The sequence below is a fragment of the Vibrio marinisediminis genome (genome assembly GCF_014050145.1).
GTDB classification, from domain to species: Bacteria; Pseudomonadota; Gammaproteobacteria; order Enterobacterales; family Vibrionaceae; genus Vibrio; species Vibrio marinisediminis.
On the sequence record NZ_JACFYF010000001.1, the window covers coordinates 905,790 to 929,570 of the forward strand.

Genomic DNA, 23,781 nt, shown 5'->3' on the forward strand with positions numbered 1-23,781 from the left:
GCTATATTGCTGTTAAAGCAAATATTTAATAGGGACATTTATGCTATCTAACTCAGCTCGAACCACAATTAAAAAATCCGCTCACAAAGCTCGAACAGACACTGAAATATTGCATCAAATCATCGATGAATCATTAATTGCTCATATTGCAATAACTGAGGAGTCAGGACCTGTTGTTATTCCAATGTTGGCGTGGCGAGTAGGTGAAAAAGTGTATGTCCATGGTGCTAATAACAGCCGATTAATGCGCAATCTTGGTAAGGGAAATATGACCTGTCTGACTTTTACATTATTTGATGGCTGGGTGTTAGCACGTTCAGCATTTCATCATAGTGCTCATTATCGTTCAGCGGTGGTATTTGGACAGTTTGAACAAATTGAGCAACGTAATGAAAAAGACCAATTACTCAATCATTTTATTGAGCAAATCGCGCCAGGTCGCTGTGAAGATATTCGACTGAGCAATAATAAAGAGTTGGATGCCACTATGCTACTCGCGATCTCTTTAAGCGAAGCATCGGTTAAAGTGAGTAGCAATGAAGTTGCGGATGATGATGCTGATTTGGATGTTCGAGCATGGGCGGGGTTTATCCCATATAAAACGGTGGTGGGTCCATTAAAGGCGAGTTCTACCCTAGATGAAGGAATAGAAGAGCCAGACTATTCACCAGCTTATGCAAAGCGCTGGGCTGAATTGTAGCGTTTAATTTGCTGATGGATATACCTCACAATAGCGATTTATATCCATCAGCTGTGAACTTATATTGGCGATATATTTTTGGGGCTATTTTTAAATATCCAGAGTATGTCGCTGAAAATAGAATGGTCGAATAGAGTCGGTGGGTTTTACATCTAATTGAAATTAAAGAAATATCATTAAATTTGTTTATGTGACACATAAATAAAGTGGTTCAGCAAGGCGTAAATGTGGTTTTGTGAGATAAGTTTGTGCTTACATCTCAATTTTTGAAAGGTTTTGTATCTGTGATTTTGATCGCATAATTACATTTCCCTTCCATTTTGATAAAAATATTCTTGATTTTTAGCCAGTTAAAATAATGAAAATATAAATTCAGCTTGAATTTTTGTTCATTACCGAAATTTTTATTCATTTTCGATTTGAAACTTACAGTTCTATTACTAGCTTTTATTTGGGAGCAGCGGATAGCCGTAGTTCCGTTGGTCGGCTTGCTATCAAATAAAATATGGAAATTCAAAAAATGAAAATGACAAATATCGCCATGGCAGTGGCAACCACGTTTCTTGCATCAACCAGTGCATTTGCTGCGCAAGTATACAGTGGAGATGGCTCGACTTTATCAGTCGGCGGTTACGTAGATGTTGGCGTGGGTGAATATGGAACCGACGAGGTGAAAGTGCACCAAGTTTCTCCTCGTTTAAATGTTGAAGGCAAAAAAGAGATCGGCAATGGTGTCACTATTGATGCAAAAGGCGAGTGGGCAATAAACTATCTCGAAGGTGGTGATACAACCTTCAAAACACGTTTGGGCTACATTGGAGCTACGCACGACCAAGCGGGTCGTTTAGTTGTGGGTACGCAATGGGCGCCATATTATGATGTTGCAGGTGTGGCTGATAAACCAATAGCATTTGGTAATAGCTTTTTGTATGCACCAGGCTTCAATCAATTAGGTTCTGCGCGTGCAGAAAAAATGGTTAGCTACCGCAATACGCTTAATGTGTCTGAAGATGTCGCATTTAAAATTGGGTTAGGCTGGCAAGGAGAGCAAGATGTTGACTCAATCTCCGCAAGTACTGGTCTTGGTGCAGTGACTTATACAAGAGGCAGAACAGAATTTGATACACGTGGGCAAGTCGCTGTTAGTGCAGAGTTTGCTGGCTTTGGTTTAGGTTATGTCTATAACGGTGGTGATGTCGGTACTGAAAAAGCTAAGTCACATGTCGTATCGGCAAACTATGGTAGCTATGGTAAAGGTTTATATGCTGCTTTGGTTTATGGTAGCAACGAGTACTTCTTCGAAGGCTTAGAAGAGTCAAAGCAATATGAAGCACTACTAGCCTATGGTCTTGATAACGGTTTAAATATCAGTGTCAATTACGAAGAAGTTGAAGACGATAAAACCAATAAAACGCAATATAGTGAAAGTGCGGTTCAGCTCGAATACACAATCGCTTCTGGTTTCGTAGCATTTGCCGCTTATCAGTTTGATCTTGGTAATGATCTCGGCGAAAAAGAGGATGACTACTGGACAGTCGGTGCTCGTTACTTCTTCTAAAGGCTATTGAGTCTAGTTAGATGACTTGAATTAACTCAGGGTTTGCTTTTGAGCGCAAGCTCTGAGTTTTTTACATTATTCAGTGAATTATGTTTGCCTTGCAAAAACTTCAGATAAAATGTGCCTTCACTTTTTCTCAGGGATGATGGCATGCACTCAATTATTGTCGAAGACAAACCAATACAGCCTAGTAAGGTATTGTGTGTTGGTCGGAATTACCTCGATCACATCAAAGAGCTCAACAATACCATTCCTGAACAAATGGTGGTGTTTAACAAACCTTCAACGGCGATTACCTCTCAGCTCAGTTCTTATCAGCAAGAAATGCTTCATTATGAAGGTGAGATTTGCTTCGTGGTTAAAGATGGACAATTGTCTGCCGTTGGAATTGGTCTTGATCTTACAAAGCGTCAGTTACAGGCGCGGCTTAAACAGCAAGGTTTACCTTGGGAGAGAGCAAAAGCATTTGATGGCTCGGCAGTGTTTAGTCGATTCATCTCTTTAGATGGCTTAGATATTGAAGAGTTAGAGATTGAGCTATTTATTAACTGTGTTCGTGTGCAGCGAGGCAGCGTCAAGCAGATGATGTATACGCCACAAGTGATCCTTAATGAATTGAAAAGCTACACCACGCTGTGTGATGGTGACGTGATCATGACGGGGACACCGAAAGGGGTTGGCGAGGTTCAGCATGGCGATATTTTCCTTGGTCGCTTATTGTATGCTGGCAATACTTTGATAGAAATAGAGTGGCTTGCCAACTAGGCACAGATATACCGAATTAAGAGACAAACGCCAGCGCAATGCTGGCGTTTGTCGTTGTAAGTGACGAGTTAAAAGACCAAGTTATTTAGAACGAGAAAGACAACCATACTGAGAACTGTAGTCAGCAATACATTGCCCGTTTTATAGATGATGACACAGGCGAGGATTGCGCAGATTAAATAGGGGTTGTCGACGGCAATCCATAATTCACCCTCGGGTGAGAAAACAATCGGCGCGAGAATCGCGGTGAGTACTGCGGGACCAGAGTAGCCCAACATGCTTTGTAATTGCGGCGCTAGGCGCAACGGTAACTTAGGTTCGAGAAATACATATCGGCTAAAGAATACCAGCGCAGCCATTGCTAATATCGAAAATAGGATCATTGCGCGCTCCTCGTCAGGGTTTCAACTAGATAGCCTGCAAACATGCCCCCAATGCTGGCGATCATAAGCGCCCCTTCAAACTGCATCAAATTCAAAGTAACAGATAATGCAAGCGCAACGAAAACCGCCACAAGAGTGGGCGAGTTTTTAATATTGGGGATCACCAAAGCAATAAACGTGGCAGCCACGGCAAACTCTAAACCGAGTTCATTCAGTGCGGGTATGTAGCTTCCTGCTACGATGCCGACCAAGGTGGCGAGGTTCCAACAAAGATAGAAGCTAAGCCCTGCCCCAAGTGCATACCATGGTTCAAAGCGCTGTTCAGATTGATTGCCACAGATGGCAAATAGCTCATCTGTGAGTAAATAACCAAGGGCAAGACGCCAACGAAGTGGAAGTTTACCAATCTTATCGCGCATTGAAACGCTATAGAGAAAGTGACGAGAAGTAATAAACAGTGTGGTGAGCAACAGGGTGGTGATTCCGACACCCGCTTTAATCATTCCTGTCGCCACCAATTGAGCCGAGCCAGCAAATAGAATGGCGGATAACGCTTGGCTTTCAAGTGGTGAAAGACCAGACTCGATAGCATAGGATCCCGCTAATAATCCCCACGGGATCACCGCCACACTGAGCGGGATCATCGCAATAGTGCCTTGCATAAATAGCGAATGTCGATTTGGCATAATTTGAACTTCTGTATTCACGGTATAATTCTCCCTAACTAGATGGCTTATTTCGCCATATTTCGCAGGGAACAAATTGGATGAAATTGCTCTTTATTGCTGTTCTGTTGTTAAACGAGCGACTTGATATATTGTTTCGGTGTTACACCCATAGCGCGCTTAAAGTGACGGTGAAGGTGGCTTTGGTCATGAAAGCCTGATTCTTGCGCAATATCAGATAATGAATGCCCTTGCTTCATTAAGCGAATAGCGTAATGAAGGCGAGACTGCACTTGGTAAGCGTGGGGAGGGAAGCCAAATTCCTTTTGAAACGAACGAGCAAAATGATAAGGGCTCAGGTTGGCTAGTTGCGCGAGCTCTTCAAGCGAGACATCCGCTTGTGGAAAGTCATCAAGAAACTCTTTGGCAATAAGTAATTGCTGCTTGCTACGGGTTGTCGGTTGATACTCACGTCGCTTCTTGCCGTGACGGCTCATAAGCTTAACTAAAGTCCCGTAAACCAGCGTTTCTCTTAATAGCCTATTATCGGAATTCTCAAGTGTGTTGAATACTAATCTAAGCTGCTGAGCCATCTCTGGGTCATAAACGACGGGTTCAGGGAAATAAGGAATAACCGGTTCGGAGTGTAGACCTTGCGTGAGTGCGGCAAACTGTTCGGGTACTGGGTACATCGCTTTGTATTCCCATCCATCTTCAGTGGCACTTTGTCCATTGTGAACCTGATCAGCATTGACCAAGATAATGCTATCTTGCGGTGCAACGTGGTTGCCACCATTGCGGAAAAAACGTTGCGCCCCTTTTTCAATTACCCCAATGGTATAACCTTCATGGCTATGGCGAGAGAAATTATGAGTTTTGTATTTGGCCTCAATGAACTCAAGTCCACCCAACTCTTTAGCCGTGTGAAATGTGGCGCCTTCTTTGACCTCTTTGCGACTCATTTAGCCACTCCCTGTGAAAGCTGATCAATTTAGCCTAGCTCAATCCATCAATAAATTTTTGTACAAAATTGCTGTATTTGCTCAACAACATAGCACAATTTATTTGAACAGCTTACTTGCCAGCTCATAAAGACAAACGCCATAGGTGGCATATAGTCTAGATAAATTGGATATATTAGAGAATTGGTCTGGATCTGATCTTATTTGAGATATAAAATCCGCGCAGTCTTGTTCTGAACAATTTATAATCATGATTGATATGTCTGTAATGCCGCTTTATTTGACGGCAGTGGTCGCACTTTTGCTGTTACCTGGTCCCGATATGTTGCTTATTGCTAGCTCGAGTATGAGCTATGGGCGTCGAGTTGGCGTTTTTGCTAGCTTAGGTAACGCAACATCTGGAATTATTCTTACCTTTTTGGCTGCTCTTGGTGTGTCTGCATTAATTGCCATGAGCCCATTCGCATTGAAAGCTTTACACCTAATTGGTGGTGCTTACTTGCTAAAAATGGGTTGGGATTGCGTGCGCTCACAAGCGGCAGATGCCCCAAGCCTAGATCAACAAAATAAGATGGCAGCAACCTTTTACCAGCGCGCGTTAGTCACGAACTTACTTAACCCGAAAGCTCTGGTTTTCTTCGTTATGTTTTTGCCTCAGTTTGTTTCTAGCAATATTGAAGCAAGCTCAGGTGAACAGATGCTTGCGCTTGGGTTTGTATTAAACGTATTGGGTTTACTGTTTAATTTAGTCTTGGTTGCGTTAGTCGGCACCTTAGGGAAAGGGTTACTTGAAAACGCCAAATTCCGAAACTATCAGCATAAGTTTATGGGTGCTATCTTCCTTGTTTTAGCTATTTGGATGCTAAGTTCCTTTTTTAGTGGATAGATAACGTTATAATTGAAAAAACCAGCATGACGCTGGTTTTTTTATATGTGTTGGTTTGTATTGGATATATAAGGAACGGTCTATGCAAATGGAATTTATCATCGACCCGCCAGAATCGGTGAGAAGTGCGATTTTATCAGGCTTGCGAAGCTACAATTTACAGTTCTTTCCACACGATGAAAGCAAAACCATTGCTTGTGTGGTGAAAGATGACCAAGGCGAATTTAGCGGTGGATTGTTTGGTGAAATCTACACTAATACGTTGTTTGTTGAATACTTTTGGTTAGATGAGAGTAAACGTAAATCAGGTTTGGGAACGCAGGTATTCCAACGTGTTGAAGATGAGGTCAAACAGCTCGGTGTGACGGATATTTGTTTGGATACATTTACCTTCCAAGCCCGAGAGTTCTATTTAAAACTGGGCTTTAGTGAAGTCGGGCGCTTCTCGGGTTTTCCGATGGCGGGCGTTGATAAGATCTTCCTGCAAAAGCAGATTAGTTAGTATCAAATAGGTGCGCTTATTCTGTCGTGCCCATTTTACCAATTCTAGTTGTAGACCATGCCTTTTAATAAAGGAGTGAGAGCGGCTTTTTCTTCCTCTTCACTCAGTGGTTTTTCAGCTTTCCCTATCAACAAAGAGACGCATTGAATAAACGGATCAACATTCGGTTGTTGTTCGTTATTCGCATTGCTCGCTATCTCCAACGTTCGGTCAAACTGCGCTGTTTGGGTGGTTTTATCAACGCTCAGTTGTATCGCTATATCGTACTGCGCCCCTTCAGGAAGCAGTGCGCTGCATTTTTCAATACTCGCGGTGTCACCATAAGCGTGTGCATATGAAACAAAGCCTATCGCCAACACTGAAAGTGAATGTTTAAAACGTATCATGGCATTCTACTCTTCGTTATTTGTTTTTCGAGATTAGGGGAAATAGTGACAATTATTGCCCGTCTCTATTTGAAGAATAGTCAATATATTCGATTTTTCTCTGATTGAAGTGTTCAACGTGTATTGCCAAGCCCTATCGCTATGGAAGCTCAAAGTTGACAAAAATGAATTCGCCATTTGAGCAGACGTGACCGTGACGAGTTAACCAAGGAGAGAGGCAGTAAACAATTAAGCAGATACCCGACATGGAAATATCTGCTTAATTATCAGTTGTATAGTTAAATCATATGTTGGTGTTCCGCTATCAACATATCCATAACTAATTGTGCTTTGTCTTGTGCCGTTTGGAAATCATCACCTGTATCGAACGCTTCAACCACTTCGTAATAGCATTTCAGTTTTGGTTCAGTACCTGACGGTCTAACAATTACCCGAGCGCCGCCTGATAAGTGGTAAATCAAAACATCACTGGCGGGTAGGTCAATTGTCTCGCTGCTGCCGTCAGAAAATGTCCGTAGTTGTGATTTTAAATCTTCAGTTATCTCTACTATACGCCCAGCGATAGCGGTGGGAGGGTTAGCACGCAGCTTGTCACCAACAGGTGGAGAGTTTGGCGCTAGGGCAATACTACGTTGTGCATTAACGTACATGCCGTGTTGGCGGTACAAGCTTTCTAATTGATCCCAAATGGTTTTGCCTTTGCTGTGTAGTTCAGCTGTTAACTGAGCGAAAGCGACCAATGCTGATAGCCCGTCTTTATCCCAAACTTGATTGCCAACGGTGTAGCCTAGCGCTTCTTCGTAAGCAAATAGGAATTGATGATCGTCGGTTTGCTTTTGCATTGCCACATTGGTTAGCCATTTAAAGCCGGTGAGCGTTTGGTAATACTCTGCGCCGTGAGCATTGGCAATTTTATTGAGCAAACTTGAAGAGACAATGGTATTACCGACCAGTTGTTTACTCGCGTCTGTTTTTGTCAGTAGGTAGTGTCCAAATAGTGCGCCTACTTGGTCACCGGTGAGCATTTGGTATTCACCATCAGGTTTTCTTACGGCAACCGCAAAGCGATCCGCATCAGGATCGTTCGCGCAAGCGAGCTCGGCAATGTGCTTTGTTGCCAGCGCCACCACCATATCCATAGCCCCTGCTTCTTCTGGGTTTGGAAAGTTAACGGTAGGGAAGCTGCCATCCGGTTCACGTTGTTCTTTTACACTGTAAACCTTATCAAAGCCTGCATCGGCTAAGAGTGTTTCCGCCATTTTCGCGCCAACGCCGTGCATTGCAGTATAGGCAACGGCAATACCAGTCGGGTCGGTATGATTTGCCAGCAGTGGATTGGCGTTCATCGCATCTCGGTATGATTGATAATAATCGTCTTTCAGCCAAACGAGTCTATCTAGGGCTACCGCTTCTTCAACACAAAGCAACTCTAGCGGGGATTCTGCCGCAATATCAATATGATGTGCGATACCTGAGTCGTGAGGAGGAATGATCTGTGCGCCGTTCTCCCAATAGACTTTAAACCCGTTATATTCTGGTGGATTGTGGCTCGCGGTGACAACGACTGCCGCCACGGTATTGAGGTGTTTAACACCAAAGGCAACAATCGGTGTTGCCGCGACATCGTGGGTTAAGTAAACCTTGATCCCAAGCGCGGTGAGAACCGCGGCTGTGTCGTGGGCAAACTGCTTTGAATCCGCCCGACCATCGTAGCCAATGACGACACCGCGCTGCTTGGTGTCGTCAAATTGGGTAAGTAAATATTGCCCTAGTCCAGTTGCAGTTTGTTGAATAACTAATCGATTCATGCGGTTAGGACCGCAGCCGACTTTGCCTCTTAAGCCAGCAGTACCAAATTCAAGACGACTACGAAAACGATCCTCAAGCTCTAGCGTTTGCTTTTCATCAATAAGGCGTTGTAACTCTTCGCGAGTTTTAGGGTCGGGATCGATTGCCAGCCACTGGGTAATTTGTTCTGTCATGTGTATTCCCTCTTCTGGAGTTATACCCGTCATACTTGAAGTTGCAGCGGTGTTGGCTGTGTTCGTGCGCCCCAATCACATCGTTCACCTATGCTCAGGGGACTTTCTTACTTGCCGCCTACCTGTGGCTTCAAGTTTCTTGGGTATATACATAAATATTAGATGATAGTAGTTATCATTTAAGAGAGCGCAATCGCTAAACCAATTAGTCATATCATCAGCTTGCACATTTTAAATTCGCTAACTAGCCTTAATTAACATAAATATAACATTTTGCGTCAGTTTTAGGTTAGCCCATCCAAGCTGTTATTACCTAGTAAGCTTGGTAATTCCAGATACGAGCGCAAGGATTGCACGATATCGAGAAAGGATGTGAATGGGTATCGGGTGTTCTGCGTAAAAGTGATTGAACCCTTGGTTTTTGGCATCTCGTATGAGAGCAGAGACAAGAGGAGACCTCTTTTGAAGAGAATACCAGTAACGGTGTGGCTGACATTGGAAGTTTTTGCTGCAACTTGGGCATCATCGACCTTCGCCGAAGACAACGTGTTAAACATGACTCAGGGTGTGACCCAAATCAGTGAAGAGGTTTATCACCTTCACATGCTGATTTTTTACATCTGTTGTGCGATTGCACTGGTCGTTTTTGGTGCAATGTTCTATTCGATATATAAACATCGAAAGTCGAAGGGGGCTGTCGCTGCTCATTTCCACGAAAGCACTAAAGTGGAAATTGTATGGACAGTGATTCCCATCATTATCCTTATTGCCATGGCTGTTCCCGCGACTAAAACACTCCTCGCCATGGAAGATACTTCTCAATCTGACCTCACTATTAAAATAACTGGCTCACAATGGAAATGGCATTACAGCTATTTTGAGCAAGATGTTGAGTTTTTCAGTTTACTGGCGACCACGCAAAATCAAATTGATGGCATTGAAGCAAAAGGGGCGCACTACTTACTTGAAGTGGATAACGCACTGGTGTTGCCAATCAACCGGAAAATCCGTTTCTTACTCACTTCTGATGATGTGATTCACTCTTGGTGGGTGCCTGATTTTGCTGTCAAAAAAGATACTATTCCCGGTTTTATCAACGAAGCGTGGACCAAGATTGACAAGCCCGGCGTCTACCGAGGGCAGTGCGCTGAACTGTGTGGTCGAGCCCATGGATTTATGCCAATAGTGGTGCATGCCATGGCGGAGGATGAATACGATACTTGGCTAGAAGGCAAGAAAGCGGAACTGGCTTTGGCTAAACAACAAGCGGCTGATGCTCTAAGCAGTGAATTGAGCATGGAAGAACTGATGCAAATCGGTGAGAAGGTTTATGTTGAGCGCTGCGCCGTATGCCACCAAGCGAACGGTGAGGGTATTCCCGGTGCGTTTCCTGCGATTAAGGGGAGCAAAATTGCCACTGGCGATGTTGATGTGCATATCGATACCATCGTGAACGGCCGTGCTGGTACCGCAATGCAAGCGTTTGATAATCAACTGACTGAAAAAGAGATCGCTGCGGTTATTACTTATCAACGTAATGGTTTTGAAAACAACACCGGTGATGTCGTGCAGGCTTCTGACATTAACAGTTTTAAAACGCAAGGTCAGGGCACTAAGGAGGAACAATGAAAACCTCAACTCCTCAAAAAGAGAAATCGTCACCAGTTACTGATGCTGAACTGAGTCGCGCAAATTCGAGTGTAGCTTTAGATCATGAAGAACATCATGCCCCGAAAGGCTTTGCTCGCTGGGTGTATTCTACCAACCATAAAGATATTGGCACCCTATACCTCTGGTTCAGCTTCATCATGTTTTTAACCGGTGGGGCAATGGCGATGATTATACGTGCCGAATTGTTCCAACCGGGGCTACAACTGGTCGATCCGCACTTCTTTAATCAAATGACCACCGTCCATGGTTTGATCATGGTGTTTGGCGCGGTAATGCCTGCCTTTACAGGGTTGGCGAACTGGATGATACCGATGATGATCGGCGCGCCAGATATGGCATTGCCACGAATGAATAACCTCAGCTTTTGGATTTTGCCATTTGCCTTTGCGATTCTGATTGCGTCGCTCTTTACTGAAGGCGGAGGTCCCGACTTTGGTTGGACTTTCTATGCGCCACTTTCAACCACATATGGTCCTGATAGTACTGCGCTGTTTGTGTTCTCGGTACATATTATGGGTATTAGCTCTATCATGGGGGCGATCAACGTCATCGTCACCATCGTTAATATGCGTGCGCCGGGAATGACATGGTTTAAGTTACCTATGTTCGTTTGGACTTGGCTAATCACCGCGTTCTTGTTGATTGCGGTAATGCCCGTGCTTGCGGGTGCTGTAACAATGATATTGACCGACAAGTACTTCGGCACATCGTTTTTTGATGCCGCTGGTGGCGGTGACCCGGTGATGTTCCAACATATCTTCTGGTTCTTCGGTCACCCTGAAGTTTACATTATGATTTTGCCATCATTCGGTATCATTTCCGCCATTATCCCTGCATTTAGCGGCAAAAAGCTGTTTGGCTACCACTCTATGGTCTACGCCACATGCAGTATTGCTTTACTCTCTTTCTTGGTCTGGGCGCACCATATGTTTACCACGGGTATGCCCGTCTTTGCCGAACTGTTTTTCATGTACTGTACTATGTTGATTGCCGTACCAACTGGGGTGAAAGTGTTTAACTGGGTGGCGACAATGTGGCGTGGGGCAATGACATTTGAAACGCCAATGCTATTTGCGATTGCCTTTATCGTGCTATTCACCATTGGTGGCTTCTCAGGATTAATGTTGGCGATTGTGCCAGCTGATTTCCAATACCACGATACCTACTTTGTCGTCGCGCACTTCCACTATGTGTTGGTTTCGGGGGCGGTATTCTCAATCATGGCTGCGGCATACTATTGGTTGCCAAAATGGACGGGGCATATGTATGACCAAAGGCTCAGCCTATGGCATTTCTGGTGCTCTATCATTTCCGTAAATGTGTTGTTTTTCCCTATGCACTTCTTGGGACTGGCAGGTATGCCAAGGCGTATCCCCGATTATGCGATTCAATTTGCTGATGTGAATCAAATCGTCTCAATCGGCGGGTTTGCGTTTGGTTTGTCACAACTGATCTTCCTTTGGTTGGTGATCAAATGCATCAGAGGTGGGGAGAAGGTCGGAGACAAACCTTGGGAGCGAGCCGAAGGATTGGAATGGACGGTTCCGAGCCCAGCGCCACACCATACATTTTCAACACCGCCCAAAGTTGACTAGAGGTGAGTGGCTATGGACAGTCGGGAACCGAAGCAAAATAGCAGTGATAACCTAGATCAAAACCTAGGTAATAACGCCAATAGAAAACTGACGCTCAAGTTAGTAGTGGCAACCATTGCTATGTTTGGTTTTGGTTTTGCGCTAGTGCCTATCTACGACATTATGTGTGATGCACTAGGGATCAATGGCAAAACAAGCTCTGTTGCGGTTGAACAACCCATCGCTTTGGAGCCAGACACTTCACGCTCAATACGCGTTGAGTTTATTGCCCACCCTAATCCACAAATGCCTTGGGATTTCTCACCTAAAGTCGCCTCTATGGACGTTCATCCAGGCGAGGTGATTCAAACTGCCTACTTTGCCTTTAATCGAGCCGAGCGAACCATTATAGGCCAAGCGGTGCCTTCGGTGTCTCCGGGTTTAGGGGCGAGCTATTTTAATAAAGTTGAATGTTTTTGTTTTAATAAACAACCACTAGAGGGAAGAAGTCAGGCTGAAATGCCGCTGATTTTCTATATTGAGCGAGATATACCCGAAGCGATTCACACCCTGACGCTCTCCTACACCCTCTACGATATAACTGACTCGGTAACGGAACCGGCGACGACAGCTCAGGTTAAGACAGTTACTCAGTCAAATCAGTTACAAGGAGCAACGCCATGAGTTCCAAGCCTCAATCCTATTACGTGCCAGCGCAAAGTAGTTGGCCGATTGTTGGTGCGATTGCGCTGTTTTTAGTTGCACTCGGCGCTGGCTTAACGGTGCAAACTATGAGTGATGGTGGCAGCGCGAGTGTTTTCTCGAAAGTGGTATTGGGCAGTGGGTTTCTGTTTCTGCTCTACATGTTGGCGGGCTGGTTATCTAACGTGATTAGTGAATCAATGAGTGGGCTCTATTCCGATCAAATTGCTCGGTCATTTCGTCAAGGGATGAGTTGGTTCATCTTCTCTGAAGTGATGTTCTTTGGTGCGTTTTTTGGTGCTTTGTTTTACGCGAGAATGATCTCAGTGCCTTGGCTTGGTGGAGCTGACAATAATCTCATGACTCATGAGGTGTTATGGCCAGCGTTTGATGCAGTTTGGCCACTAACGACGACGCCTAGTGGGGTCACCACCACGGCAATGAGTTGGCAGGGCATTCCGCTCAGCAACACCATCATCCTGTTACTTTCATCGATCACCTTACACATGGCGCACGTTAGCCTAGAGCGTAATAAACGCATGGCGTTGATAGTGTGGCTAGAAATAACCATCGTACTCGCGGGTTTCTTTTTGTATTACCAAGCGGTTGAGTACATTCATGCCTATCAAGATTTGGGGCTAACGCTGCAATCTGGGGTGTATGGCAATACCTTCTTCTTGTTGACGGGTTTTCACGGTTTGCATGTGTTTTTAGGCTCGATATTTTTGATTGTTCTACTAGGTCGAATTGCCAAAGACCACTTCACACCTAAAGACCATTTTGCTTTTCAGGCGGGTAGTTGGTATTGGCACTTTGTTGATGTGGTGTGGCTATGCTTATTTGTTTTTGTTTATGTACTTTAGCGCCCATCAAAACGGGCGAGAGTTGGGCTCGATAAAGCCACTAAGTAAGGCGACGAGCATTAAAATTACCGCAAGAGCAGAGAGGATCACTCGTCGTCTCAGGTAATGGCTCATTGGAGGTTGGTCTTCATCGTCTTCTTCTGATTCATTAGAACCTTTAACCATTTCTATCAGTGCCTTGGCGAGGTTAGCGATGATAAAGAGTAATAATAAAACCAGCAGTAATTTGAATAGAAAAACCATTATGCCTTCCTCTGGTGGATTAATGAAACAGCCGTTTTTTTGGTTAGCTTTAACATTAACCTTGGTTGCTATTTCGATATTGGTCAACCTAGGATTTTGGCAACTTAGCCGAGCAGAACAGAAGCAATTAATACAAAGCCAGCTAGATATTAACTCGCGTCAGGATTGGCAATCATTGAATACTTTTATCAATAGAGAAACTGATGTTGAGTTAATTACTGGGTCGAGAGTGGTTGCAGATTTGACGCCAATGGAAGGTCGATACGTACTACTTGATAACCAAGTCTTCGAAGGTGAAGTGGGTTATTTGGCACTGCAACTTATGGAAACTGAACTTGGACAATATGTGCTGTTAGAGAGAGGCTTCATTGCGGGTACCGATTCACGCTCACAACTGCCACCTGTTGAATGGTTGACTGAGGAATATCAAGGGCGTGGGCGATTATACGTACGTTCTAATAATCCTTTGAGTGATGCATTGATGCTAGAGCAAACCAGTCCCGCGAGAATTCAGAACTTGAATCTTAAGCAACTGGGAGAAGCTTGGCAACTTCCGTTAGAACACTTTGTCTTTCAACCTCAACAAGAGGGATGGATCTACCCTCAACCATGGCGACCTGTACCAATGAATGATCAAAAGCACATTGGTTATGCTGTTCAATGGTTTGCAATGGCAATGGCTTTGACCGTGCTTGGAGTGATCTGGCTTCGCAAGGCATTGAGAAGCTCGACTAAGGAGAGTCTATGAATAATACGCTAACTCGTAGCCGGTTAAAGTTATTGGCATTACTTTTAGTCTTTGCATTGCCCGCGATACTGGCCAAGTTGGTACTGAGTCAACATTGGTATAACTCCGGAGTGACGAATAAGGGCAGGTTAATTGACCCAAGCAATAATCTCCAAGCATTGGGGGTGGCTAACCCATATCAGGGGGCTAAGTGGCAGCTTGGTTATGTGCTCCCTGAACATTGTGACACATTCTGTAAACAGCAAATTCACTACTTACAGCAAAGTCACGTTGCTTTAGGAAAGTATCAACAGCGCGTGGTACCAGTGATTTTGGTGGGCGAACAGAGTGACCCTGAAATGGTTGCTCAATTGCCGCTTGATATGCTCCAAGTGAATGACTCGTTTACCAATGTTGTGGGCAGCTTTGAGTATGTAATCGTAGACCCCTTGGGGCAATTGGTTATGCGCTATCCGCAGGTTGATTCGGAGCAAAACCTAGTCGCGCAAAGTAAAGGACTACTGGCTGATCTAAGAAAGCTACTCAAATTATCCCGAGTGGGTTAGGGGGCGATGATGACGCTAAAACGTTTATTGCAGCTGAGTTTGATCATGACATTTTGTGTCATTTTACTTGGTGCTTATACCCGTTTAGCTGATGCCGGATTAGGTTGCCCTGATTGGCCGGGTTGTTATGGGCAATTAGCAGTGCCAAGTAATCAAGCGGATTTGGCGAAAGCGAATGCTCTGTTTCCTGAGCTAACGGTACAAGCTGATAAGGCGTGGCTAGAAATGATCCATCGCTACTTTGCTGGCACCTTAGGTCTATTAGTGTTTGCCATCACTGGTACTGCACTAGCGCAGAAGCGAGGTGGTCGGTTATTGCCAATTGCAGTATCACTGGTGGTGGTTTTTCAAGCGCTACTAGGGATGTGGACGGTCACCTTGAAGCTGATGCCAGTCGTGGTTATGGGGCATCTAATTGGTGGTTTTACGCTGTTTAGTTTACTCGCACTGCTCTACTGGCGAGTGACACAAACCAAATTGAACCATCAGGTCAAGATAGGGATGGGGTTACGCTTTCTTGCTTTTATTACCTTCGCCGTCGTTGTATTGCAGATTGCACTTGGTGGTTGGACATCTTCAAATTACGCTGCGTTGATGTGTACCGAATTACCCATTTGTCAGGGGGATTGGCGACAATATTTAGATGTTAAGAACGCATTTAATCTGATTCAACCTGCTCGTGATACCTATGAGCATGGCACGTTAGATTATGGTGCACGTATGACTATTCATGTCACACATCGTCTTGGCGCTATGGTAACTTTTGCTATGGTATTGCTGCTCATCATTCGGTTGTTGTATCAAAATTCGGCTCTCTATCGACAGCAAGCATTGATGTTAACCATTTTGCTATTTACCCAAGTCGCGCTTGGAATAAGCAATGTTTCATTCGGTTTACCACTGGCAGTGGCGGTTGCCCATAATTTAGTGGCCGCGCTTTTACTACTGAACACACTCTATATCAACCATATTATTTGGCGCACTAGTAGTCATTCAATGAAGAGTGTTGATCATCGCTCTCTGGGCAAGGAGGCCTTCTATGAGTAAATCAATTAGCGTTGAATTAACCCAAGACCGTTCCATTTGGCGTAGCTACTTAACACTGACAAAGCCGAAGGTCGTTGCTCTGATGCTGTTGACTGCGCTGGTGGGAATGTGTCTCGCGGTGCCTGGAACCCTGCCCTTGCAGCAGAGCCTATTGGGAATGCTCGGGATTGGTTTGATGGCAGGCTCAGCGGCCGCATTTAACCATCTGATTGATAGGCGTATTGACGCGATCATGTTTCGTACTCACCGCCGTCCTTTACCCAGTGGTGATATTGCACCGAGTCGCGTGGCTCTGTTCGCAACAGGAATAGGGCTTGTGGGGTTCGTCGTACTTTACACTGGAGTTAACGGACTCACTGCATGGTTAACGTTTGCCAGTTTGTTGGGCTATGCGGTGGTTTACACTATGTATCTAAAGCGGGCGACTCCGCAAAATATAGTGATTGCCGGTATTGCTGGCGCAATGCCTCCGCTGCTTGGTTGGACAGCTGTCACCGGTGAATTGCACGGTAATGCGTGGTTGTTGGTGATGATTATCTTTATCTGGACGCCACCACACTTCTGGGCGCTCGCGATTCATCGTAAGGCGGATTATGCCAAAGCTGATATACCCATGTTGCCGGTTACTCATGGTGAGGAGTACACCAAAACTTCAATATTGCTCTACACCATTTTGTTATCCGTTGTCTGTTTGCTACCAGCTTTGGTGGGTATGTCAGGCACGCTGTATTGGGTTGGGGCAAGCTTGTTAAGTTTGGGCTTTATTGGTTATGCGTGGAAGCTAAAATACAACCCAAATGAGAAAACCGCGATCGAAACATTTAAGTTTTCTATTTACCACTTGATGATGTTGTTTTTGCTCTTATTGGTTGATCACTATTGGTTATCAAACACATAGCTCAAGCCGACATTCATACGGCTGAAAAACAGCGAAGCTGCCTTCCCTGTAGAAGGCAACTCGCGTATGCTGTTGAAACTCCAAGGAATGGTCAGTTAGTAAAAGTAGTCTTTCAGCATGCATCGTAGTAGTTTGTTTTTTAATCGCCGTGTCAGCGTATTGTTTTTGTTAGTGCTTATTGGTGGCACAGCCTCTTTAGCTAAATCATTAAACTACCATGGCAATGTGGTGCACCAGGTGGAAACCCTTTTGGGCGGTGCGTGGGTTCTCCATGTTGTACTCTCTATTAGCTTAGGTTTCGTTGCTCATTGGGCGACGCCTAGATATTATTTCCGCAATACACACTTCCGTTTCCCTCCATTATTAGTTGTCATTTTGGTCGCAGTGATTGTTGATGAAGTTCTACAAGCCTTTATACCAAGACGAGAATTTTCGATAATCGATCTAGCCATTAATATCTCAGGCTTAATGCTGGGTGCTGTGCTTCATCGCTTGTGGCTGAAAAAGAGTGGAGTTTAGCTCCCAATGAAAAGTTCTGTGAACTCTCTCCGTGCACTGCGCACGTTTTTCTTTACTGTACAAAGTGTTAGTAACATATAAATACGCCTTTAACCTGTCTATTTTGCAACGGTGGGTTATATTTTTTACATAAAATCGTTTTATTGGTTGACTCTATCTTTTTGAAAAATAAAGGTGATTTACGGATCTTCTCTCTGTGTATACATTTCATGGTTGTGGTGTAAGTTATTTTTTACATGAATGCTCATTTGTAAAAAATGGCAAATTATTGCCTTTTAAAATAAAAAGTGGTTGCAAGCTTTGTTTTAGGCGGATAAGTTAGATGTGACAGGGAAAATATAGGACGGTAGCGAGTTGAATATAATTTTATATAAGCAACTTGCCCGCCACATAATAGGAAGAAGTAGCGATGTTTCAAACTGATGATGTACGAATTAATAAAGTAAAAGAGTTATTGCCACCAATTGCCGTTTTAGAGAAGTTTCCGGCAACAGAAACCGCTTCTTCAACTACTTTTCGTTCGCGTGAAGCCATTTCCGATATTCTACAAGATAAAGATGATCGTCTACTTGTTGTTGTTGGACCATGTTCAATTCATGACCCACAAGCCGCGTTAGAATATGGAAAAAAACTAAAAGTCCTTCGTGAAGAATTAAGCGAAGAACTTGAAGTTGTTATGCGTGTTTATTTTGAGAAACCGCGTACGACTGTCGGCTGGAAAGGGCTGATCAACGACCCATATTTGAACGACACCTTTAAAATTAATGATGGTCTAAGAATTGCTCGTAAACTGTTACTGGACCTGACCGATTTAGGTATGCCGACGGCTACCGAGTTTCTTGATATGATTAGCCCGCAATACGTTGCTGACCTTATTAGTTGGGGTGCTATCGGTGCGCGTACGACAGAGTCTCAAGTTCACCGTGAATTGTCTTCAGGTCTTTCTTGCCCTGTAGGGTTTAAAAATGGCACTGACGGTAATATTAAAATCGCATCGGATGCTATTCGTTCTGCGAGTGCACCGCATCATTTCTTATCAGTAACGAAGTTTGGTCATTCTGCAATTATCGAAACAGGCGGAAACCCTGATTGCCATCTTATTTTGCGTGGTGGTAAAGAGCCAAATTACAGCGCAGAGCATGTTGGTTCGATCAAGCAGGAGCTTGAAGCTTCTGGTTTGCCACAAAAAGTAATGATTGATTTCAGCCACGCCAACAGCTCGAAAAAGTACCAGCGCCAAATTAACGTGTCTGAAGATGTCGCCGGCCAAATTGCGGGTGGTGAAGATGCAATCTTTGGTGTAATGATCGAATCACATCTAACCGAAGGTCGACAAGATTTGATTGACGGAAAGGTTGCTAATTATGGTCAATCAATTACAGATGCTTGTATCGGTTGGGAAGACACCGAGAAAGTGCTCAAGCAACTTGCAGATGCAGTGAAAGCGCGTCGCGCAGCAAAATAGCATTAATTAATATTCTCTCTAAGGCTCCTTTATGGAGCCTTTTTTATTTCATTTATACTATTCGTCAAAACAATGAGTTAGTTATCTTCTAAACTTAGATCAATAGGTACTTAGCACGTTCTATTTTCTGGTGCGAGTTCGAAGAAGCTTATTGTGCGGCATAACCCATAATTAGAACTTCATCACGGTTTAGACTGGAGTTCATATTGAGCAATTAGGGGATAAGGCATAGCCTAAGTTTAGATTATTTAGGAGGTAAGACATGGTGTCTAAAGTGACTATTGGTCCACAAGGACCAGAATTGTCGGAACTTGTGCAAGGGTATTGGCGTTTGGGCGAATGGGGTATGACACCCCAGCAACGACTAACGTTTCTAAAGCAGCACATCGATTTAGGGATTTCTACGGTCGATCATGCCGATATCTACGGAAATTATGAGTGTGAAAAGCTATTTGGCGAAGCCCTAAAACTGGATAGCTCGGTGCGCGACCAAATTGAAATCGTGACCAAGTGTGATATCAACCTTTGTACTGATAAGTTTCCTCAACGTAAAGTAAACTATTACGATACGAGTTCGGCTCATATTTATGAGTCAGTAAACAATTCATTGAGCCGCTTAGGTGTGGAGCAGATTGACCTTCTTCTAATCCATCGTCCAGATGTTCTCATGGATGCAGATGAAGTGGCTGAAGCGTTTGCGGAGCTACACAAAGTAGGTAAGGTTAAACACTTTGGTGTGTCTAACTTTAACGCTCGTCAATTTGAGTTACTCCAGTCTCGAGTTCATAAACCGTTAGTGACGAACCAAGTCGAAATTAATCCGCTTAATTTTGAGGTTGCCCATGACGGTACGTTAGATCAACTACAAATGACCCGCATTCGCCCCATGGCATGGTCTTGTTTAGGAGGTGGAGAAATCTTTACCGGTAAAACTGAACAAGCTGAGCGTGTGCGTACTGAATTAGAGCTACTGCGTGATGAGGTTGGTGCTAATTCGATTGACGAAGTGATCTACGCATGGGTTCGCAAGCTACCGTCTAAGCCACTGGCGATTATTGGATCTGGTAAAATTGATCGTGTCGAAGCTGCGGTCAATGCTCTGGGTATCGAACTTACGCGCGAGCAATGGTATCGTGTTTGGGTTGCTTCAAAAGGGCACGGTGTGCCTTAGCCAATAAACGTAATTGAAGAGCCAACCTTGCGGTTGGCTTTTTTGTGGAAAATCATTGTTGAGCCGTGAATGTTACGCTGGGACGTCACTGTATTGTGTATATTCAGGCTGTTCACTTAATTTGATTAACTCTTGAGGTTTTACTGGATAGGAGTAGTAATAACCTTGGATATAGCTTACCCCTAGCTTCCGTAATAATTCAATTTGCTGCTCGGTCTCAACGCCTTCAGCGATTACCTTCATATCTAGCTCTTTGGCTAGCTGAATCATCGAGACAAGTACCGGGGTAATGCTGGACTCTGAATACAGGCTTTTGATAAATACTTGGTCAATCTTCATCACTTGAAAAGAGTGAAGGCGGATGAAATTAAGCCCAGAATAACCAGTACCAAAGTCATCAATGGCTAAATGAAAACCAAGGTTTTTTATCTGCTTTAGATTGGTTAACGCTAACTTAAGTTGTTTCTGATCGAAGTCGATATTCTCGGTGACTTCCAATAAGATGCTGTTAACAAAATCGGGATAACGCTTAGCAAATTTCTTTAAGCTGAGATAGAAATGATCATCAACCAAAGACATGCGGCTAACGTTCACGCTGACATATTTTGTTTTTTGATATTTAGGATTATTTTGAAGAAACAATGCCACCATGGAGAGCATTTTTTCTGTTAGTGAATCAATAATGCCGAGCTTTTCAGCGAGAGGAATAAATATATCTGGGGAAATATGTCCTTGTATAGGGTGTTTCCAACGTACCAGAGCTTCGCTGCCCACGACAGTGTTTAGATTGATGTCGACAATGGGTTGCAAATAGAGCTCGATGAGATCATTGCGAATGGCATTCTTTAAATTAAATTCTATCGAGCGCTTTGCAAGCAGTTGGTAACCAATAACCAAATAGACTAATGAGAAAAGCGAAGCGACCAAAATCGTTTGCCAGATGTTCGAAAAATAGTGGTATTGATAAGTGGAAGAAGTGGGATTTAGCTGAAGTTTAAATGGGTACAGAGTCGATTCAAATGCAAAATGCGCTAAGTATGGAACATGGTCTGCATTGTTCAGTTCATGGTCCAATATGGTTAACTTGTATTGGTAACCGCTTGCTTTCAGGCGTTGTGAGATAAGGTTGGTAAACCGTTCCGGTGGCAACAGAACGTTAAGTCCCCAAGAGTTATTGATTGAAGCGTAAACAAAAAACGTGGAAAGATGGCTAGTAGAATCATCTATTGATATTGTCACTTGTTTTTTTGATGCGTGAATTCGGTCTATCACATCATTCGGAATTGGAATGGTGCTCGGTCCTTCATTGCTGGTACACACAACAAATCCGTCTTTATAGATACCAACCTCTTTGATGAACTCTGAGCGAAATGCATGTGCTCTAAGATTTAGTTTATCTTGTTCTGTGCAACGACCACTGAGTCGTTTATTGAGTAGGTACAACTCACTCGCTGTTCTATCAATATATTGCTCCAGCATTCCGACAATTTCTTCGCCATCTTTTTTCACTGCACTTTGGGTGTGGTAGTAGTTCCCTAGGATTGAAAAGGCAAAAGCCAATAAAAAAATAGCAATCACGGGCAATAGGTTAGGCAAATGATTGAACATTTTTTTAGCCGGATCAGCGATTTGATTTAGGTTGATCTTTAGTGATTGCATTGAAACCTAGTCATTGTATATCTACCTAATCCACTATAAATACAAAAAGCAAAAAGTAGATGATTTTACTTCACTATTTGTTGATTGTCTCATATTTAAGACTTAGTAAGAAACCGCCGTCTTGTTGTTGAGAAAATGAACGTGCCACTTCAGTTTGCGATGTCCATCAAGTTTTTTCAGCCGCACTATCTTGCTCATTATTAGTAAAAAATGGCTATACTTTATTCAATGCGATGCATGTCACAGTAATTGATGTATTGTTACATCCTGTGGTAAAGTTTTGTTACATTCGAAATGATAAAAATATTAATAAAAATAACATCGTATTTAATTTTAGGTCTCGGGGGATAGTATGGATCAACAGGTACTCTTAGAGGGGGCGAAAGTCACAAAAATAGTTGGTGACGCCATTGTTATAGATAGCTCCGGTAATGCCCGAGCCCTAAAAGTAGGCGATGTTCTAGCTGGCAATGAGATAATCATTACCGCCAATCACTCGAGTGTAGAGTTAATTGAGCAGGCTAAAGTCATTACAATTGATGAAAATTGTGCGGCTTGCACCACTGACGGCGGTGGGGTTGAGAATGCTTCCCTTGATGGTTTGGTCTCAGTGGATGTTAGTCAAAACAGTGAGTTAGATCTGGCTTCTTTGGAAGCTATACAGCAAGCGATCTTAGATGGTGAAGACCCAACTGAAATTCTTGAAGCTGCCGCAGCGGGTGGAGTATTAGGCTCAGCCAATGCTGGTTTTATTACCGTTGAGTACAACAACCCTGAGTTACTAGCAGAAACATTCTTTGAAACCAGTGCTGCGACCCGTGATCAATTTGATGAGCCTGAAGAAGAAGGGCGCTCCACCGTATTTGCAGCAGGTGGTGAGTCAATCTCAGAGCTTCTCATTGAAGGCGATTTTGATGCCGATAACGGCTATCCGACAGAGGTATCAACCTCGATAACAGTTGAAGCGGGCGATCTAACTCTTGATGCCGATAGTTTCGTTCCTGATGCAACCTCTCTTGCCTCTTTATTGAGTGAACTAAATAGCGACATTACTGCCTCTGGTGAAGAGGTTACTTTTATTTATGACAGCACTGAAAATGCCATCGTAGGTACCGTTGGGATAGAAGAAGTCGTCAGAATTGATATTGATACCGTCAATGTCGGTAAGAATCTTGAGCTCACGTTAACCACCACACTCTCTAAACCAATTGATCACGTGCCTTCAGTTGGCGGTGGCAATGTTGCTTTAGTCGATGATCAAGTCGTGGTGAAATTTGATATTACGGGCACCGACAGTGGTGGTAATGCCATTCGTTCGCCGATATCTGCCAGTGTCACTATTGCAGATGGCAGTGACCCTCAGATCATCGATGTCCCCAATGTCACTGTCAGTGACTCTAATTTGCCTGCGGGTACGGATGCAAACCAAGCCGAAACAATTCAGGGTAGTGTCGTCGATGCTGATCTGGGTAGTGATGAAATCAAACAGTATCGCTTGGATGTGAGTGAATTCAATCAGCAAGGTGCAATCAGTTCTCATGGTGAAATCGTTACCATTAATGAAGTGGACAATGGTGATTTAACCTACAGCTATACGGGTTCTACAACCTCTGGCGATGTGTTTACTCTGCTTGTTGAACCAAATGGTGATTATACTTTCCAGTTGTTGGAACCGATTGATCACGCGACGGGTAGTGATACTACAACAATCAATCTTCCGATTATTGCCACGGATTTTGATAATGACACAACGCAAAGTCTGCTGCCTATTACCATTCTCGATGACTTACCTGTATTAAGTGGCTTTACTGGGCAAACCCGTGTTGATGAAGATGATCTTAACGTCAGTGGTGCTCAGGGCTCTGATGCCGATAAAGAGCCGACGCT

General features: G+C 43.8%; 24 protein-coding genes. 17 read left to right on the forward strand and 7 right to left on the reverse strand.

What is annotated here, in order from left to right:
- Window positions 1–40 precede the first annotated feature (40 nt).
- The 3 genes from H2O73_RS04170 (at window position 41) to H2O73_RS04180 (ending at window position 3,023) form a co-directional block, all read left to right on the forward strand.
- Window positions 41–700: a pyridoxamine 5'-phosphate oxidase family protein gene (locus H2O73_RS04170; protein WP_182106818.1), complete on the forward strand. Its 660-nt coding sequence runs from the start codon at window positions 41–43 to the stop codon at window positions 698–700.
- 520 nt (window positions 701–1,220) lie between these two features.
- The gene (locus H2O73_RS04175) at window positions 1,221–2,258 is read left to right on the forward strand and encodes a porin (RefSeq protein ID WP_182106820.1); all 1,038 of its coding nucleotides are present in this window, start codon (window positions 1,221–1,223) and stop codon (window positions 2,256–2,258) included.
- A 150-nt stretch (window positions 2,259–2,408) separates the two neighbouring features.
- Entirely contained in the window at window positions 2,409–3,023 is a 615-nt protein-coding gene (locus tag H2O73_RS04180; protein WP_182106822.1) for a fumarylacetoacetate hydrolase family protein, read from the forward strand.
- A gap of 68 nt (window positions 3,024–3,091) precedes the next feature.
- On the opposite strand, the gene H2O73_RS04185 is transcribed toward H2O73_RS04180, so the two are convergent.
- From H2O73_RS04185 to H2O73_RS04195, 3 genes are all read right to left on the reverse strand, one after another.
- Window positions 3,092–3,406, reverse strand: a complete 315-nt coding sequence (locus H2O73_RS04185; protein ID WP_182106824.1) for an AzlD domain-containing protein — start codon at window positions 3,404–3,406, stop codon at window positions 3,092–3,094.
- The gene (locus H2O73_RS04190) at window positions 3,403–4,092 is read right to left on the reverse strand and encodes an AzlC family ABC transporter permease (protein WP_182106967.1); all 690 of its coding nucleotides are present in this window, start codon (window positions 4,090–4,092) and stop codon (window positions 3,403–3,405) included. Before H2O73_RS04190 ends, H2O73_RS04185 begins: the two co-directional genes overlap by 4 nt.
- Window positions 4,093–4,202: 110 nt before the next feature.
- On the reverse strand, window positions 4,203–5,033 hold the full coding sequence (locus H2O73_RS04195) for an AraC family transcriptional regulator (RefSeq protein ID WP_182106826.1): 831 nt from the start codon (window positions 5,031–5,033) through the stop codon (window positions 4,203–4,205).
- A 250-nt stretch (window positions 5,034–5,283) separates the two neighbouring features.
- Here H2O73_RS04195 and H2O73_RS04200 point away from each other — a divergent pair, with 250 nt between their 5' ends.
- Together H2O73_RS04200 and H2O73_RS04205 are read left to right on the forward strand one after the other, a co-directional pair.
- Window positions 5,284–5,919 (forward strand): LysE family translocator, encoded by a 636-nt coding sequence (locus H2O73_RS04200; protein WP_182106828.1) that lies wholly within the window; start codon window positions 5,284–5,286, stop codon window positions 5,917–5,919.
- An 82-nt stretch (window positions 5,920–6,001) separates the two neighbouring features.
- Window positions 6,002–6,421 carry a GNAT family N-acetyltransferase gene (locus H2O73_RS04205; RefSeq protein WP_182106830.1) on the forward strand — a complete coding sequence of 140 codons (420 nt, stop codon included), beginning with the start codon at window positions 6,002–6,004 and terminating at the stop codon, window positions 6,419–6,421.
- 44 nt (window positions 6,422–6,465) lie between these two features.
- Here H2O73_RS04205 and H2O73_RS04210 read toward each other — a convergent pair whose 3' ends face one another.
- Together H2O73_RS04210 and H2O73_RS04215 are read right to left on the reverse strand one after the other, a co-directional pair.
- Entirely contained in the window at window positions 6,466–6,807 is a 342-nt protein-coding gene (locus H2O73_RS04210) for a hypothetical protein (RefSeq protein WP_182106832.1), read from the reverse strand.
- A 278-nt stretch (window positions 6,808–7,085) separates the two neighbouring features.
- Window positions 7,086–8,789 carry a phospho-sugar mutase gene (locus H2O73_RS04215; RefSeq protein WP_182106834.1) on the reverse strand — a complete coding sequence of 568 codons (1,704 nt, stop codon included), beginning with the start codon at window positions 8,787–8,789 and terminating at the stop codon, window positions 7,086–7,088.
- Between the two features lie 489 nt (window positions 8,790–9,278).
- Here H2O73_RS04215 and coxB point away from each other — a divergent pair, with 489 nt between their 5' ends.
- Genes coxB through H2O73_RS04235 form a run of 4 tightly spaced genes read left to right on the forward strand, consistent with a single transcriptional unit; the run spans window position 9,279 to window position 13,599 of the window.
- Window positions 9,279–10,418 (forward strand): cytochrome c oxidase subunit II, encoded by a 1,140-nt coding sequence (gene coxB, locus H2O73_RS04220; RefSeq protein ID WP_438696038.1) that lies wholly within the window; start codon window positions 9,279–9,281, stop codon window positions 10,416–10,418.
- Window positions 10,415–12,055: a cytochrome c oxidase subunit I gene (ctaD, locus tag H2O73_RS04225; RefSeq protein WP_182106838.1), complete on the forward strand. Its 1,641-nt coding sequence runs from the start codon at window positions 10,415–10,417 to the stop codon at window positions 12,053–12,055. The genes coxB and ctaD overlap by 4 nt, the downstream gene beginning before the upstream one ends.
- A 12-nt stretch (window positions 12,056–12,067) precedes the next feature.
- A complete protein-coding gene (locus tag H2O73_RS04230) occupies window positions 12,068–12,718 on the forward strand; it encodes a cytochrome c oxidase assembly protein (protein ID WP_182106840.1) in 651 nt (216 codons plus the stop codon).
- The gene (locus H2O73_RS04235; protein ID WP_182106842.1) at window positions 12,715–13,599 is read left to right on the forward strand and encodes a cytochrome c oxidase subunit 3; all 885 of its coding nucleotides are present in this window, start codon (window positions 12,715–12,717) and stop codon (window positions 13,597–13,599) included. Before H2O73_RS04230 ends, H2O73_RS04235 begins: the two co-directional genes overlap by 4 nt.
- Before the next feature lie 6 nt (window positions 13,600–13,605).
- On the opposite strand, the gene H2O73_RS04240 is transcribed toward H2O73_RS04235, so the two are convergent.
- Window positions 13,606–13,842: a DUF2909 domain-containing protein gene (locus H2O73_RS04240; protein WP_182106844.1), complete on the reverse strand. Its 237-nt coding sequence runs from the start codon at window positions 13,840–13,842 to the stop codon at window positions 13,606–13,608.
- A gap of 22 nt (window positions 13,843–13,864) precedes the next feature.
- Between H2O73_RS04240 and H2O73_RS04245 the strand changes: the two genes are divergently transcribed.
- The 7 genes from H2O73_RS04245 (at window position 13,865) to H2O73_RS04275 (ending at window position 20,235) form a co-directional block, all read left to right on the forward strand.
- Entirely contained in the window at window positions 13,865–14,590 is a 726-nt protein-coding gene (locus H2O73_RS04245) for an SURF1 family protein (RefSeq protein WP_182106846.1), read from the forward strand.
- Window positions 14,587–15,135, forward strand: a complete 549-nt coding sequence (locus tag H2O73_RS04250; RefSeq protein ID WP_182106848.1) for a redox-active disulfide-containing membrane protein — start codon at window positions 14,587–14,589, stop codon at window positions 15,133–15,135. The genes H2O73_RS04245 and H2O73_RS04250 overlap by 4 nt, the downstream gene beginning before the upstream one ends.
- Window positions 15,136–15,144: 9 nt before the next feature.
- Window positions 15,145–16,182: a COX15/CtaA family protein gene (locus tag H2O73_RS04255; RefSeq protein WP_182106850.1), complete on the forward strand. Its 1,038-nt coding sequence runs from the start codon at window positions 15,145–15,147 to the stop codon at window positions 16,180–16,182.
- A complete protein-coding gene (gene cyoE, locus H2O73_RS04260; protein ID WP_182106852.1) occupies window positions 16,175–17,080 on the forward strand; it encodes a heme o synthase in 906 nt (301 codons plus the stop codon). The genes H2O73_RS04255 and cyoE overlap by 8 nt, the downstream gene beginning before the upstream one ends.
- A 117-nt stretch (window positions 17,081–17,197) precedes the next feature.
- Window positions 17,198–17,599, forward strand: a complete 402-nt coding sequence (locus H2O73_RS04265) for a VanZ family protein (RefSeq protein ID WP_182106854.1) — start codon at window positions 17,198–17,200, stop codon at window positions 17,597–17,599.
- A gap of 409 nt (window positions 17,600–18,008) precedes the next feature.
- The gene (gene aroG / locus H2O73_RS04270; RefSeq protein ID WP_182106856.1) at window positions 18,009–19,064 is read left to right on the forward strand and encodes a 3-deoxy-7-phosphoheptulonate synthase AroG; all 1,056 of its coding nucleotides are present in this window, start codon (window positions 18,009–18,011) and stop codon (window positions 19,062–19,064) included.
- A gap of 262 nt (window positions 19,065–19,326) precedes the next feature.
- Window positions 19,327–20,235: an aldo/keto reductase gene (locus H2O73_RS04275; RefSeq protein WP_182106858.1), complete on the forward strand. Its 909-nt coding sequence runs from the start codon at window positions 19,327–19,329 to the stop codon at window positions 20,233–20,235.
- 72 nt (window positions 20,236–20,307) lie between these two features.
- On the opposite strand, the gene H2O73_RS04280 is transcribed toward H2O73_RS04275, so the two are convergent.
- Window positions 20,308–21,894: an EAL domain-containing protein gene (locus H2O73_RS04280; protein ID WP_182106860.1), complete on the reverse strand. Its 1,587-nt coding sequence runs from the start codon at window positions 21,892–21,894 to the stop codon at window positions 20,308–20,310.
- A 352-nt stretch (window positions 21,895–22,246) separates the two neighbouring features.
- Here H2O73_RS04280 and H2O73_RS04285 point away from each other — a divergent pair.
- Window positions 22,247–23,781: retention module-containing protein (locus H2O73_RS04285; RefSeq protein WP_182106862.1), on the forward strand; the 1,535-nt coding region annotated here is incomplete at its 3' end.